Genomic DNA, 14353 nt, shown 5'->3' on the forward strand with positions numbered 1-14353 from the left:
AGGCTCCTGTGACAGGATTGAATGACTGGGTTTAGGGAAAATGGCTCGCTGTTACACTAAGCCACCCTGTATGAACAACAGTGATCGGCAAAGGTTCCGCGCTGCGGAGTGGCAGGCGACCTGAGAGGGTGTTTACAAAAGTCACGAGCGACAGTCAGGGCGAAGCGCGACTGTCCTGACTGAGCGCAGTCGTGTTCTGCCCGCCCTGCCACTCGACGGATTCCGCAACGCGTTGCAGCACGCCAGGCGGCATTTCACCCAGCACGACGACTTGCCGGGGTTCGCCGCCCATTTTGCGATGAAGCACGGCCGCATGAGACACGCCGAGACGATGCAGTCCCGGCTTGAGCAGCTGCTGCCCCGAGATCGTCTCGACGAACAAGCTCAGAGTGGCGAGACCATCACCATACAACTGCTGATCGCCGGCCCCTTCGCTGAACGCTTCCTCAGGGACGGCACGCGGCTCGAAGCCTTCGGGCAGCCAACCCGGCTGCCAGGCGGCGTCACGTGACGGCGTTGTAGGTGAGGACGCCTTGATATCGCCATGATACAGCCTGGGATCACGCAGCTCGGTAATCTGAAAGGTTTCGATGGCACGTCCCCGCTCGTCCAGCAACATCTGCTTGAGGGGCAGCACGGTTTCGACATCCAGCCACAGGCGCCGCCCATAACGCTGATCATCCAGCGGCTCGATCTCGAGGATGCGCGCCGTGCGACCGGCAATCCTGGCGTTCCCCGCCATGCTCAGCCGGTAAAGGGCATTAACCGACTCGGTACTGGCCAGGGCGGCCGCCGCGCTGGTGGCATCGGCCGGGTGGACGATGCCACCCTGGCGCTCATGGACTACCGGCGGGCCATCCAGATAGCGTGCCACCTCCTGCTCCAGCCCCTGTTGAACATCATGGGAAATCGCCAGGGTTCTGACCCCGGAGCCACCGATGTGCACCGCCCGTGCCTGATAAATATAACAATGGCTGGCCAGTCGGCTGCGCGTGAACCACTCCTGAGCCGATGCCGGTGCCTCACGCTCGTCCAGGCTGGCGCATTGCAGTGCGGCTGCCTTGTCGTCCGGCGCCTGCTGTGCCATGGCCGGCCAGGCCATGATACCTGCCAGTATGGCGCCAGCCAGGCGCCAGCGGCTTGACCGAGTGCCCCACTGCCACATTAGCGCTGCCCCAGTGACTCGCTTCCGGTGGAGCGCAGCATCGGCATCCAGGAATCCATGCCACTACTGGCCATACCCTCGGCATGACGATCCAGATAGGACTGCAACAAACGCGCCTGCTGCTGATCCAGGCGCCGCGACTGACGCTGGCTCGATGGCATCATCATCGGATACGCCTCGGCACCGACCGTCATCAGGCCGCTGTTGGTAGCCGACGAGGACTGGAACATGGGCAGGTCGGACAGCGAGGGGCCCTGATTGGCTGGAACCGCACCACTGTTGGCGGAGGGTGCCGACAGGCTGGCCACGGACGCGCCACCCTGGCTGGCCAGGCTCGCCGTTCCGGCCGTTGTGGTGCTGCCGGCCGAGGAGGCGTTGTCACCGCTCGCCAGGGGAGCCCCTGCCTCGCCGCCCAGAGGCGAAGCCCCGTTGTAGAACTGTACGCCGGTAATGACCATCAGCGAGACCGCCGCGGCCACACCGGCACTACGTGCCAGCGGCATGGAACGTCGCGATGCCGGAGTCGGCTCGGATGCCGGCAGCGGTTCCTCCGCCAGGCGTGCCATGACACCTGCGGAGAGATCGGTGCTGGTATCGACGTCCGACTCATGACGCAGCATGCTGCGCATCAGGTGGTAGCGACGCCAGGCATCCGCAACATCGGGTTCGTCGTCCAGGGATTTCAGTACACGACGCAACTCGAGTTCATCACCCTCGTTGTCCATCAGTACGGAAAGCGATTCCCGTGCGTTCTGACTCATCTCTTCACACCCTCACACTCTTCAAGGCTGGCCCGCCTTGCATCCATTGGAAGCCCGCTCGTCCGGCGTCCGGCCCGCAAAGGCCGGCACTTCCGGGAAGCCTCTGCTCCATCGCAAACAGGCCGGTCACCGCATATGACGTCACAAAGCCGCGACAGTTCAGTAAATCGACAAAAACCATGCAATTTGCCCTCATCAGGTAACGGACTCCTGGTTGCGAGCCGTGGTGACCAGCGGCTGGATATGTTGATCCACCGCCTCCCGGGCCCGAAAGATGCGCGAGCGTACCGTTCCGACCGGGCATTCCATGATGTTGGCGATATCTTCATAGGACAGGCCATCGAACTCACGCAGGGTGATCGCCGTGCGCAGGTCTTCCGGCAGACCTTCGATGGCCTCGAAGACCGCGGCCTGCAGCTGGTCCCTGGCGATGGATGCCTCGGGGGTCTCGATATCGGCCAGACGGCCGCTGTGGTCCATCACCTCGGCATCGGCGATATCCATGTCGCTGCCCGGCGGCCGACGACCCTTGGACACCAGATGGTTCTTGGCCGTATTGATGGCGATGCGGTACATCCAGGTATAGAAGGCGCTATCGGCGCGAAACTTGCCGAGCGCCCGATACGCCTTGATGAAGGCCTCCTGGGCCACATCCTGCACCTCGGCATGATCGTGGACATAGCGTCCGATCAGGCCGATGATCTTGTGCTGGTATTTCTTGACCAGCAGGTCGAAGGCCCGGGTATCCCCTTTCTGGGCCCGTTCGACAAGCTGCTGATCGGTCTCCCGAGTCGTGCCCATTCAAGGCCTCCCCGGGCTGGAAGAATGTCGAAGCGCCAGAAGCTGGCAAAGTGCTGGAATGGGTGTTGCGTGCATAGTTGTCAACCTGAAGCCCTGGCCGCTGGGTACCATATCATCATGTGCCCCCCGACACCGGAAAGCCTGTAGAAGCGCCAGCTTTCCGGTGTCGGGGGGCTGTCAGAACAGGAAGCCTGTCAAAAAGGACACAAGTGTTCCTGTTTCAGGGGCTTTCATCAAGCCGGTGGCCCCGAACCGCCCTTGCGCCGCTCAGACAACCCTTCGCTTCAAGGGTTCCAGACGATTGAATTTACACGGCTCGCGGGCGATAGTAGGTACCATTCAGAATACCGAGCCCGGTTCACCAACAGCGCTGACACCTACAGGTAGCAACATGTCCGAACAACAGGTCAACAACCTCAACGTCCTCGCCGAGGATGTCCTCATCACCCCGTCGGAACTCAAGCAGGCCATTCCACTGGGGGGCGAAGCCGAACGCACGGTGATCGAGGGACGCGAGACCATCCAGAACATCCTCGAGGGCCGTGACCCCCGCCTGCTGATGGTCGTCGGCCCCTGCTCGATTCATGACGTCGAGGCCGCGATGGACTATGCGCGACGCCTGCGCCAGCTGGCCGATGAGGTCAAGGACAGCTTGTACATCGTCATGCGGGTCTATTTCGAGAAGCCGCGCACCACGGTGGGCTGGAAGGGCCTGATCAACGACCCTCACCTGAACGGCTCCTTCGAGATCGAGGAAGGCCTGCACAAGGCGCGCCAGTTGCTGGTCGACCTCGCCGAGCTGGGCCTGCCGCTGGCCACCGAGGCGCTCGACCCGATTTCCCCGCAGTACCTGCAGGACTGCATCAGCTGGTCGGCCATCGGCGCGCGCACCACCGAATCCCAGACCCATCGTGAAATGGCCTCCGGCCTGTCGTCTCCGGTCGGTTTCAAGAACGGCACCGACGGCAGCCTGGATGTCGCCGTCAACGCTCTGCAGTCCGTGGCCAGCCCGCACAACTTCCTGGGCATCGACCAGAGCGGCCAGGTGGCCATCATCCGTACCCGGGGCAATCGCCACGGCCATGTGGTGCTGCGCGGCGGCAACGGCAAGCCCAACTACGACAGCGTCAGCGTGGCACTCGCCGAGCAGGAACTGCAGGCCGCCGGGGTCGAGCCCAACATCATGATCGATTGCTCCCACGCCAACTCCAACAAGGACCCGGGCCTGCAGCCGCTGGTACTGGAGAACGTCACCAACCAGCTGCTCGAGGGCAATCGCTCGATCATCGGGCTGATGGTCGAGTCCAACCTGGGCTGGGGCAAGCAGAAGATCCCGGCAGATATCAGCCAGCTGACCTACGGGGTCTCCATCACCGATGCTTGCATCGACTGGGAGGCCACCGTGGACGCCTTCAGAACCATGAACGACAAGCTGGCCGAGACCCTGGCGGCACGCCGCCACAACGACTGACCCGCCAGCGACTCTCCGCAGCATGGCATTCCGACCTCGCCCCGGCCTTGCGGGGCGAGTGTCGTTGTGGGGCCGGGGTCAGGACGACTGGCGCACGCCGTCGATTTCCCGCGTGAAGGGTGGCAGGGCGTCGAGCAGCGCCCGGCCATAACGCCGGGTCAGGACGCGACGGTCGAGCAGCGTGATGCGCCCCTCGTCGGCTTCCTTGCGAATCAGGCGGCCGCAGGCCTGAACCAGCTTGATCGAGGCGTCCGGTACGCTGATGCGCATGAAGGGGTTGCCGCCCTGGCTCTCGATCCATTCGGCCAGGGTCGCCCCTACCGGGTCATCCGGCACGGCAAACGGCAGGCGGGTGATGACCACATGGGTCAGGTACTCGCCGGGCAGGTCGATGCCTTCGGCAAAGCTCGCCAGGCCGAACAGAATGCTCCCCTCCCCCTTGTCCACCCGTTCGCGATGGCGTTCCACCAGCTCGCGCTTGGGCAGGCGATCCTGGGCCAGCACGCGGTCGCGCCGCTCTCGACTCAGGGCCTTCTCGACACCGCGCAGCTGGGCTCGCGAAGAGAACAGCATGAGCACGGCCTCGGTCTCGCCGAGGGCTTCGACGAAGTCGACGATGGCGCGCTCGTGGCCGTCGCGATCCGCCGGATCGACGGCTTCGGGCGGCACGCTGAGCACGGCGCGTGAGTAGTCGAAGGGGCTCGGCAGGCGCTGATAGCGATAACGATTGGCCAGGCCGGCGCGCTCCTGGAGGCGTTCGAAGCGCCCCAGCGCGGTCAGCGTCGCGGACGTCACCACCGCCCCATGGCAGCGTCCCCACAACGACCTGGCCAGGGTGTGGGCCGCCGAGACGGGGCTCGCCGAGAAGGTCAGTTCGGGCTCGCCGCCGAAGCGCTCGAGTATCAGCCAGCGCGCCCGTGGCGGCTCGTCCGCCGGATCGGGCTCGGCGAAGGCTTGCCACAGGGCATGGGCTTCCAGGGCACGGCCATGCAACAGCGCCACCAGCGGCAACCAGGGCTCGGCCTGTTCGCGGGGCAGACCCGTCGATTTCTCGGGATCGAGGCTTTCGCGCAGGATATCGCTCATCGATTCCAGGTTGCGCGAGAGTTCGCCGAAGATGGTCACCAGTGCCTCGGCGGCCTCGCGCATGGCCTCGGGCACCCGCCCCATCTCGAAGCGATGCTGGGCGCCGTCTTCGCTGTCATTGAGGCCTTCCGGCCGTCCGGCGAGCTGATGCCCCAGCGAGAAGACCTCGCCCAGACGCGGCTCCAGTGCCTCGATGGCCTGGGGCAGCGTGGACAGCAGGCGCGCCAGCGTCTGTTGCTGGCCGAGCTGCTGGTTGAGTTCGGAGAGGGATTTCTTGAGCGTGCTGAGCCAGCGCAGGCTTCCGCCCACGGCGAAGCGGTGGGTGAAGTGGTTGATGGCCTTGTCGGGAAGGTGGTGCCCTTCATCGAAGACATACAGGCAGTCACCCGGGTCCGGCAGCACGACCCCGCCGCCCAGTGCCAGATCGGCCAGTACCAGGTCGTGATTGGCGACGATGATATCGGCATTGTCCAGATGCCGGCGCGCCCGGAAGAAGGCGCAGGCACCGAAGTGGCCACAGCGGCGATTGGTGCACTGGCGGTGATCCACGGTGAGCTTGCGCCAGTGGCTATCGTCGATGGCTTCCGGCCAGCTGTCGCGATCGCCTTCCCAGCGGCCGTTGCCGTAGGCTTCGCCGAGGGACTTCACGAGTTTCTGGAAGTCATCGCCGCCGCTGTCGAGTGACTGCTCGAACATCGACAGGGTGGGATTGTCCTCGCCCCCTTCCATGGCCGAATCGAGGCGCGAGACACAGACATAGCGGCCGCGTCCCTTGGCCAGGGCATAGTCGAAGGACAGACCGCTGTGCGCCTTGAGGGCCGGCAGGTCCTGGTGCAGCACCTGTTCCTGCAGCGCCACGGTGGCGGTGGCGATGACCAGGCGCTTGCCGCGTGCCTTGGCCACCGGCAAGGCGGCCAGCAGATAGGCCAGGGTCTTGCCCGTGCCGGTACCGGCTTCCAGCACGCAGACATGCTCGTCGCTGGTGCGCCGTCCCTCGCCATCGGACTCGATACCGGCCAGGGTGCGGGCAATCTCGGCAATCATCAGCCGCTGGCCGTAACGCGGCGTCAACTCGAGGCCCTCGAGAACACGGCGGTAAGCGGTCTGGATCTCGTCCTTCAGGACCTCGTCAAGCATATTCACCCATACACAAGGGCGGCTTGCACGGCGACAGGCCGACGCGGAGGCGCTGTGAACCCATCCCTGGGCGCTACCGATTCCATCCCTGGAATCGGACCTCCGCTCTGGCCTGTCCCCGTCGCCGCTTACCAGTGGCTCATTCAGCCCCAATCATCATTCTTCAAGCGGCGTAGCCGCTTCTTCCTTCTTCCCGGCTTGCAGCTTATAGCTTACAGCTGAATCACAGCAGCCCTTCCGGCGGATGCTCGCAGGGCAGCTTGTCGTTGATGTAACGCTCGATCTCGGGCAGCGAGAAGGCGTCTTCCTCACCCACGAAGCTGATCGACACGCCCTTGGCGCCGGCGCGACCGGTGCGACCGATGCGGTGCACATAGTCTTCGGGGTCTTCGGGCAGGGTGTAGTTGATGACGTGGCTGACATCCTCGATGTGAATGCCGCGCCCTGCCACATCCGTGGCCACCAGCACCTGCACCTCGCCTTCGCGGAACTGCTCCAGGGTAGTGATGCGCTGCTTCTGCGGCACGTCGCCGGAGAGCATGGCCACGTTGATGTCGGCCTTGCGCAGCAGGTCGTTCAGCTTGCGCACCAGGTCGCGACGGTTGCCGAATACCATGACACGATCGAAGCTTTCCTGCTGCAGCAGCTTGACCAGCAGGCGTTGCTTGTCGTCGTCACCGACCATGTAGACGCGCTGGTCGATGTCGGCCGCGTTGTCGACGGTCACCTCGATGTCCACGTGGGCCGGCTTCTGGGTCCACTGCTCGGCCAGGTTGAGGATGTCGTCGGTGAAGGTCGCCGAGAACAGGAAGGTCTGACGCTCCGCTGTCTTCGGCGTGTGACGAATGATGCGCTTGACGTCGGGAATGAAGCCCATGGACAGCATGCGATCGGCTTCGTCGAGCACCAACACCTCGACCTGTGACAGGTCGACATCACGCTTCTCGTGGAAGTCCAGCAACCGGCCGGGCGTGGCCACCAGCAGGTCCAGCTTCTTGTCGAGGGCATCGCGCTGCTTCTGGTAATCCATGCCGCCGACGACGCTGGCGATATTCAGCTTGGTGAAACGCGCCAGGGCCTTGGCATCCTTCTCGATCTGCAGCGCCAGTTCACGGGTCGGGGCGATGATCAGCGAGCGCGGTGCCCCGGTTTTCTGGCCATCCGGCGCCTGCTCCTCGAGGAAGTAGGTCAGGATGGAAATCAGGAAGGCCGCGGTCTTGCCGGTGCCGGTCTGTGCCTTGCCGACCATGTCGCCGCCCAGCAGGGTGTTGCTCAGCGCCTCGGCCTGGATCGGAGTGCAGTACTCGAATCCCTGGGCGTGAATGGCGCGCATCAGCGGCAGCGGCAAATCGAAGTCATGGAATCGCCACTTGCCCGCCACCGCGGGCACCTGGAACTGGCGGAGGTCCCAGTTCGACTGGCGGCGGCGCGGCTTGCGACGGCGACGCTTGGGCTTGCGGTTCTGGGCCGGTGCTGTGGTCTGTTCCGACTCGCTCATAGGCTGTGCTGTCTCGTCCGTGTTGTGGATGGATGCGTGACACAAAGGACCATTGTATCAGTTCTCGCGCTTGTAGGGCGCGTCCCTGGCTGTCGACGCTTCCCCGGGGCCTGATAGAATATGCTCTTCAACCGAGGAGTCATGCGTCATGACACGACGAAAGAAGACACGCTCACTGTCCGACAAGGTGACGATCCGCACCGGTCGACGCAAGGACTACAAGCAATGGCGTCACGAGAACCCGGATGAGGTGGGCTCGTCTCGCCGTTTCGTGAGCAAGAAGCGTCAGCAGCGCAAGGCCCAGGCGGCGCGCAAGCAGACACGCCAGGAATCCGGCCAGCAGATTGCCATTCATCCCGAACGCCGCACGCCTGACCGCTCGAACGAGGACGACTGACCATGCGCCTGGTGTCTTTCAATATCAACGGAATCCGCGCCCGCCTTCACCAGCTGGAGGCACTGGTCGAAAGCCACCGCCCGGCGGTGATCGGCCTTCAGGAAACCAAGGTTCAGGACAGCGAGTTTCCCGTCGCGGACGTCGAGGCCCTGGGTTATCGGGTCTTCTATCACGGCCAGAAGGGTCACTACGGCGTGGCCCTGATGTGCTGTCGCGAGCAGTTGCCGACCGAGCCGGAGGCGGTGATGCACGGCTTCCCCGATGACGAAGCGGATGCCCAGCGGCGCATGATCGGGGTGCGCCTGCGCACCGCCGATGGCGAGGCCCTGAGCGTCTGGAACGGCTATTTCCCGCAGGGCGAGAGCATCGACCACCCGGTCAAGTTTCCCCACAAGCGGCGCTTCTACGAACAGCTGAATTCACTGCTGGCCAGCCACCACAGCGCCGACGAACGGCTCGCCATCATGGGCGATTTCAATATTTCGCCGGCGGACATCGACATCGGCATCGGCGAGTCCAATCGCAAGCGCTGGCTGCGTGAAGGCAAGACCAGTTTCCAGCCGGAAGAGCGCGAGTGGTTGAGCACCCTGAAGGCCTGGGGCCTGGAGGACAGCTATCGCCGCTGTCACCCGCAGGTCGATGACCGCTTCAGCTGGTTCGATTATCGCTCCAAGGGCTTCGACCGCGAGCCCAAGCGCGGCCTGCGCATCGATTACATCCTGACCACGGATTCCCTGGCTGAACGGGTCGCGGATGCCGGCATCGACTACGAGTTGCGCGGCATGCAAAAGCCCTCCGACCACGCGCCGGTGTGGACCGAATTCAACCTGAGCTGAGGCGCTCAGGTATCCGGTGACGCCTCGCCAGTGGAGCCGGCGCGGGACGGGCGGCCCGCGTCATGCTTTTCGGGCAGGCTGGCCAGCCACTCCGCGGCTTCACTGGCACCGCCCTGCCGGGCACGCCCCAGTGCATCGCGGGCCACCTCCAGATGGCCCCACTGGGTGGCGATCTGGCCCAGCCGCAACCAGTCCTGTGCCGCCCCGCTGCGTTCGGCGACCCTACGCCAGGCGGCCAGCGCCTGTTGCCGGTCGCGCGCCGCATGCCAGGCCCGAGCCAGCAGGCGGCGATGTTCGAGGGTGTCCGGCAAGGTCTTTCGAGACAGCGCCTGCTCGAGGATTTCCGCGGCACGCGCCGGCGTGCCGGCGGCCAGATGCAGTTTGATGCGTTGCAGCAGATCATCGGCGCCGCTGAGCACCCCCTTGCGCCACGCCGTCTCCCAGAGTGCCGCCGCGCGTCCCGGATCGCCCAGGCGCTGGGCCAGGCCCGCAGCGCGCCGCCAGGCATCCGGATCATCTTGCGCGCCTGCCAGCTGACGCTCGATCACCTCGAGTGCGGCTGCCTGCCGGCCGGCCTTCTGCAGCGCCGTGGCCGCCAGCGCCAGCCGCTGTCGGGACGGCTCGCGGCTATTCTCCAGGGCACGCTGCGCCCAGTCGGCGGCACTCTTCCAGTCGTCGCCCTCGGCCTCGAGCTGGGCCATCAGCCACTGGTCCTGCCCATCGGCGGCATGGCGTTGCAACCAATCGGCCAGCAGCTCAGCGGCGCGCTCATGCTCGCCCAGCCGTGCGCGCAGCCCGGCCTCCTGACGCAACCAGCGATCGGCCTGAGCCGGCTCGACACCGCGGATGGCACGCGCCGTGGCCAGCAGGCCGGCGGCGGTGCCCTCATTACCCTGACGGGCCTCGGCATTGGCCGCGAGTTGAAGGTAGAGGGCTCGCGCCCAGCGGTCCGAGGCATTACCGCCGGCCAGCCGATCGGCCTGACGCCTCGCCTGGCGTTCGACAGCGGCGAGCTCGCCGTTGGCCAGGCTCGACTCGAGGGCTTGGAGGTCGTTGATGATGCCGCCGGACAGGGTCGGTGCTGCCACCGCAGCAGGGGCCGACAGCCCGGCCAACAGGCCCAGTACCAGGGTCAGATTGACGGCATGACGCATGTGGCTACCTCAACTGAAAATCGAAGCGCTGGCGGGCACGGCGCGTCTGGCCGCTGGCCTCGAATTGCCAATCGGTGATCGAACGACGCGCCGCCCGGTCGAACATGCGCGGCGGGTCGGCCTCAATGACCTCGACACTGCCAGGCTTGACGCTACCATCCGGGCGAATGAGGAACTGCACCACCACATGCCCCTCGATGCCGCGACGCTGGGCGCGCGAGGGATAGGCCGGCTTGCCGCGGCGGGTGACCTTCGCCGAACTCCCGACATCCACCGGCTCACTGGAGCTGGCTGCCGAGGCAGCGGTACTGGCCGCGTCGCTGGCTTCGGCCGAGCCTGATACGGCCTGAGCCGAGGACTCCGGTGTCGCTTCGGGAGAAGGTTGTGAAGTCGGCTCGGGGGCTGGCTGCGGCTCGGGCTGTGGTTCGGGTTGTGGTTCGGGTTGTGGCTCCGGCTCGGGCTCAGGCGGTGTTTCCTGAAGCTCGGGCAAGGATGCATCCAGAGGTACATCCGGCGTTTCCATGGGCTCGAGTTCGGGTTCGGGGAGCGCGATCTCGCTGCTGACGCTGGGCGCTGGCGCCGGTTGCGGCGGCGGTGTCGCGGTGGCCTTGGGCGGCGGCGCTGGCGCACTGGAAGCAGCCGACTGAGTGGGCTCAGGCGACTGAGGGGCTTCGACCATGCTCAACGTCATGGCCTCGACACGTCGTTCAGGCTCGGGCTGTGGGGGCACCACCAGCAGCGCCAGCAGCATGAAGAGCCCCAGTGCCAGCGCCGAGCCGACGACCAGAGCAAGCGCGCGACGCAACATCAGTCACCACTCCGCTGCGCGGCCACGGCCACCTGATCCACATCCGCCTCGCGTAGGCGATCCATGACCTCAATCAAGACCCCGGTAGCGGCCTTACGATCCGCTTGTATGACCACCGAACCCTGGTCACTGACCATGTCGGCCACGGTCGGCCCGACGCGGTGTATGTCCACCGGCTCGCCATCGACCCAGACCGACCCTTCCGGGGTGATCGCCACCAGCACCTGAACATCGGGCCGCGGGGATGCCGCGCTGGATTCGGGACGCTCGATCTCGACCCCGCTTTCCTTGATGAAGCTGGTGGTGACGATGAAAAAGATCAGCATGATGAAGACCACGTCCAGCATGGGGGTCAGGTTGACCTCACTGGACTCCTCCATGCTGGCGAATCGACGTCTACGCATTGGCATCCTCCGCGGCCCGGGCAAGACGGTCATGCAACCGCTGATCCTCACGCCGGATGATATGTTCCAGACGAGTAATGATGAGCAAACCCACCACCGAGACGGCCATGCCACTCAGGGTCGGCAGTGTCGCTCTGGCCACGCCATCGGCCATCGCCCGGGCCTGGTTGACGTCGCTCACCGAGAGCGAGTCGAACACCGTGATCATGCCGGTGACCGTACCCAGCAAACCGAGCAGCGGGCAGATCACCACCAGCAGCTTGAGCCACGGCAAGGGGCCACGCAGGGAGGCGATCAGTTCCCTGACCCAGACCTCGCGCAGCGTCAGCGCGCTCCAGCTGGCACGATCGTCGCGCTCGACCCAGTGGCGCACCAGCACCTGGCGCGCCGGCCGGTAGTGGAAGCGATAGAACCACCAGCGCTCGAGCGCCACCGAGAACAGCAGCATCGCTACGCCGGCGATGACCACCAGCACCGGGCCACCGGCCTCGACCAGTCGGAAGAGGGGGTCAAGCCAGGGCATCGGCATGACGCTTGACACCTGATGCGGCTGCGGAATCGGCCTGAGCGGCCTGGTCGGCCTCGAGACGATCGGCCAGCACGGCACTGGCACGCCCTTCCATGATGCCGATCAGCGAGCGACTACGACTCGACAGTGCGGTATGCGCGAAGAGCAGCGGCACGGCCGTGATCAGGCCCAGCACGGTGGTCACCAGTGCCTGACTGATGCCACCCGCCATCAGCTGGGGATTACCGGTACCGAAGACCGTAATCGACTGGAAGGTCACGATCATGCCGGTGACCGTACCCAGCAAACCGAGCAGCGGCGCCACCGCCGCCAGCATCTTGACCAGTGACTGGCCGCGCTCGATGCGCGGCTGTTCGGCGAGCATGGCCTCATCGAGCCGGGCTTCCAGCGCCTCCGGGGCATGTCCCGCACCGAGCGCATGGAAACGCGACAGCACTCGTCCCAGCGGGTTGTCATCACGCAGTGACTGCAGGTCACTCAGTTGACGCTTGAGCGTCAGCGTGACACGCAGCAGATACAGATACTGCAGTACCGCCACCAATAGGCCGAGGCCACCCAGAGCTACAACCACATAACCCACGGCGCCGCCCTGCTGAAAACGCTCCACCAGGGTCGGCTGTTGCGCCAGGGCTTCGAGCACCTGGCCATCGGTCGGGTCCAGAGAAATCGTTTGCCCATCACCCGCCTGAAAGGCACTGAGACGTTGAGATACGCCCTCTGGCGTATGTTCGACTACCGATAACGCCCCGTCATCACCACGCTGCAGGAGGTGGCCATTGCTGAAAGCCAGCAGGCCGCCGGCACGAATCACCGGCTGCTCCTGGCGCTGACCATCCTGGCCGGCCACTGGCGCTTCGAGCCGAGTGATGCGGGCCGTTTCACGGGTCAAGCCCATCAGGCTGTCGGCCAGTGTTTCGACCTGACGGGTGCGCAGCACGCCGTCGTCCTCCAGGCGCGGCGGCAGGGATGCCCGAGCCCCCAGGGCCAGCCAGCTGCGTCCCAGCGCATCACGCAACTCGCCACTGACACCGGCCACTTCGTTGAAGACCGGGCCGAGGTCGCCGCCCTGCTCCTCGATACTTTCATTGAGCTGCTGCAACTCACTCTGGCGTGACTGCTGCCGGGATTCGAGTGTCTCGCGACGCTGACGGGCAGCTTCCAGCTCGGCCCGGGCCTTTGCCAGTGCTTCCTCGAGGGCGGCGCGGTCATTCACCAGCTCGGCGAGGCGTTGACGATCACGGGCCTCGGCCGCCTCACGCTCAGCCTGGAAGGTCTGCAGTGGTTCCTGGCCAGACTGTGCCATGCCATCACTCGTCGGCAAGGCGGCAAGGAGCGCCAGGCTCAGGGCAGCAAAGAGGGAATTGAGGCGGCTCATGAGGCGTCCTCCAGCGGTTGCGACACAGGCAGATCCAGCATCGCCGGTGCACGCTGCTCGCGCACGATGCGCAGCCCCTTGCGGACTTCCGCCAGGGCCGACTCGTCAAGGCTCTGCCACTCGCCCTGTTGAGCCTTCCAGACACCACCCTGCTGACCGTCCGGCGTCAGGTAGTACCAGCCGACACGCCCCAGGCGCAGAAAGTCGACTTCACGCTGGCTATCACCCGGTAGCACGCCGCGCCAGGCGTCCAGTTCCCGACCATAATCGAGCTCGGCGCGCCAGGCAGCGAGTACGCGCTTGAGTTTTTCGGCACTGCTGGTATCGACGGCCGACAGGGTTGATTCGAGGGAAGCGACCCGGGCCAGTCGCTCGTCACGCAGGAAGGGCATATCCTCCTCCACCCAACGGCGCAAGCGTTCGACCATGTCGCGCATTACCCCGGGCATGGCCTCGCGGGTTTCGGCCAGCGTTTCGAAGCCGGAACGACGCTCCTTCAGCCTCTTCGCCAGGCGTTCCACGACCGGCGCCAACGCCTCGTTGTAGGTCTGTAGTCGCCGGGTGTCCTGGCGAACCTGACGCAGCTCGCGCAATTGTTCGCGCACGGCCTTGTCGGCATTATCGATCTGCTGCTGCAATTCGGCCTGGGTGCGCTGTGCCTCGAGCACCTCATCCTGCAGTGATGACTGGGCTGGTGCCGAGGCCGCCAGGCTCATGGCAAGCCCGGCAACTCCCCAGCGAATCCATGGTGGTATGGTGTGCACGCTCGTCTCCCGAAAGGTGCGCTGAACGATCGATACGCTAAAACAAACAAGAATAATTATCAATACCTTGTTAACGATTACGGCCCACAAAAAGGCCGGCCCTCCGCTGGGGGAAGGGCCGGCCTTGAGGCTCATCGGCGCGCCCCGAAGGCGCTTGACCGAGTCGT

Annotated in this window: 14 protein-coding genes; 3 read left to right on the top strand and 11 right to left on the bottom strand. The window is 65.1% G+C overall.

The window, feature by feature from the left end:
* Positions 1–154: 154 nt before the first annotated feature.
* From HHA01_RS09930 to rpoE, 3 genes are all read right to left on the bottom strand, one after another.
* Positions 155–1102 carry a MucB/RseB C-terminal domain-containing protein gene (locus HHA01_RS09930; protein ID WP_246053875.1) on the bottom strand — a complete coding sequence of 316 codons (948 nt, stop codon included), beginning with the start codon at positions 1100–1102 and terminating at the stop codon, positions 155–157.
* Between the two features lie 62 nt (positions 1103–1164).
* Complete coding sequence (locus tag HHA01_RS09935) at positions 1165–1926, bottom strand: sigma-E factor negative regulatory protein (protein WP_141320249.1); 762 nt, start codon at positions 1924–1926, stop codon at positions 1165–1167.
* A 195-nt stretch (positions 1927–2121) separates the two neighbouring features.
* The gene (rpoE, locus tag HHA01_RS09940) at positions 2122–2727 is read right to left on the bottom strand and encodes an RNA polymerase sigma factor RpoE (protein ID WP_141320252.1); all 606 of its coding nucleotides are present in this window, start codon (positions 2725–2727) and stop codon (positions 2122–2124) included.
* Positions 2728–3118: 391 nt separating this feature from the next.
* Between rpoE and HHA01_RS09945 the strand changes: the two genes are divergently transcribed.
* Entirely contained in the window at positions 3119–4198 is a 1080-nt protein-coding gene (locus HHA01_RS09945; protein WP_141320254.1) for a 3-deoxy-7-phosphoheptulonate synthase, read from the top strand.
* A gap of 78 nt (positions 4199–4276) precedes the next feature.
* Here HHA01_RS09945 and dinG read toward each other — a convergent pair whose 3' ends face one another.
* Both dinG and HHA01_RS09955 read right to left on the bottom strand, forming a co-directional pair.
* A complete protein-coding gene (gene dinG, locus HHA01_RS09950) occupies positions 4277–6421 on the bottom strand; it encodes an ATP-dependent DNA helicase DinG (protein WP_141320256.1) in 2145 nt (714 codons plus the stop codon).
* Between the two features lie 223 nt (positions 6422–6644).
* On the bottom strand, positions 6645–7919 hold the full coding sequence (locus tag HHA01_RS09955) for a DEAD/DEAH box helicase (protein WP_141320258.1): 1275 nt from the start codon (positions 7917–7919) through the stop codon (positions 6645–6647).
* 148 nt (positions 7920–8067) lie between these two features.
* Here HHA01_RS09955 and HHA01_RS09960 point away from each other — a divergent pair, with 148 nt between their 5' ends.
* Entirely contained in the window at positions 8068–8316 is a 249-nt protein-coding gene (locus tag HHA01_RS09960; RefSeq protein ID WP_141320260.1) for a hypothetical protein, read from the top strand.
* 2 nt (positions 8317–8318) lie between these two features.
* Positions 8319–9152: an exodeoxyribonuclease III gene (gene xthA, locus HHA01_RS09965; RefSeq protein ID WP_141320262.1), complete on the top strand. Its 834-nt coding sequence runs from the start codon at positions 8319–8321 to the stop codon at positions 9150–9152.
* Between the two features lie 5 nt (positions 9153–9157).
* Here xthA and HHA01_RS09970 read toward each other — a convergent pair whose 3' ends face one another.
* From HHA01_RS09970 to HHA01_RS09995, 6 genes are read right to left on the bottom strand one after another with little or no spacing between them, the layout of a single operon-like run.
* A complete protein-coding gene (locus HHA01_RS09970) occupies positions 9158–10306 on the bottom strand; it encodes a tetratricopeptide repeat protein (RefSeq protein WP_141320264.1) in 1149 nt (382 codons plus the stop codon).
* Positions 10307–10310: 4 nt separating this feature from the next.
* Entirely contained in the window at positions 10311–11114 is an 804-nt protein-coding gene (locus HHA01_RS09975; RefSeq protein WP_141320266.1) for an energy transducer TonB, read from the bottom strand.
* Entirely contained in the window at positions 11114–11518 is a 405-nt protein-coding gene (locus tag HHA01_RS09980; protein WP_141320268.1) for an ExbD/TolR family protein, read from the bottom strand. The genes HHA01_RS09975 and HHA01_RS09980 overlap by 1 nt, the downstream gene beginning before the upstream one ends.
* The gene (locus HHA01_RS09985; RefSeq protein ID WP_141320270.1) at positions 11511–12047 is read right to left on the bottom strand and encodes a MotA/TolQ/ExbB proton channel family protein; all 537 of its coding nucleotides are present in this window, start codon (positions 12045–12047) and stop codon (positions 11511–11513) included. The genes HHA01_RS09980 and HHA01_RS09985 overlap by 8 nt, the downstream gene beginning before the upstream one ends.
* The gene (locus HHA01_RS09990) at positions 12028–13422 is read right to left on the bottom strand and encodes a MotA/TolQ/ExbB proton channel family protein (protein ID WP_141320272.1); all 1395 of its coding nucleotides are present in this window, start codon (positions 13420–13422) and stop codon (positions 12028–12030) included. The genes HHA01_RS09985 and HHA01_RS09990 overlap by 20 nt, the downstream gene beginning before the upstream one ends.
* Positions 13419–14186 (bottom strand): DUF3450 domain-containing protein, encoded by a 768-nt coding sequence (locus HHA01_RS09995; RefSeq protein WP_307725349.1) that lies wholly within the window; start codon positions 14184–14186, stop codon positions 13419–13421. The genes HHA01_RS09990 and HHA01_RS09995 overlap by 4 nt, the downstream gene beginning before the upstream one ends.
* Between the last annotated feature and the right edge of the window lie 167 nt (positions 14187–14353).

The sequence above is a fragment of the Halomonas halmophila genome (assembly GCF_006540005.1).
Taxonomy (GTDB): Bacteria; Pseudomonadota; Gammaproteobacteria; order Pseudomonadales; family Halomonadaceae; genus Halomonas; species Halomonas halmophila.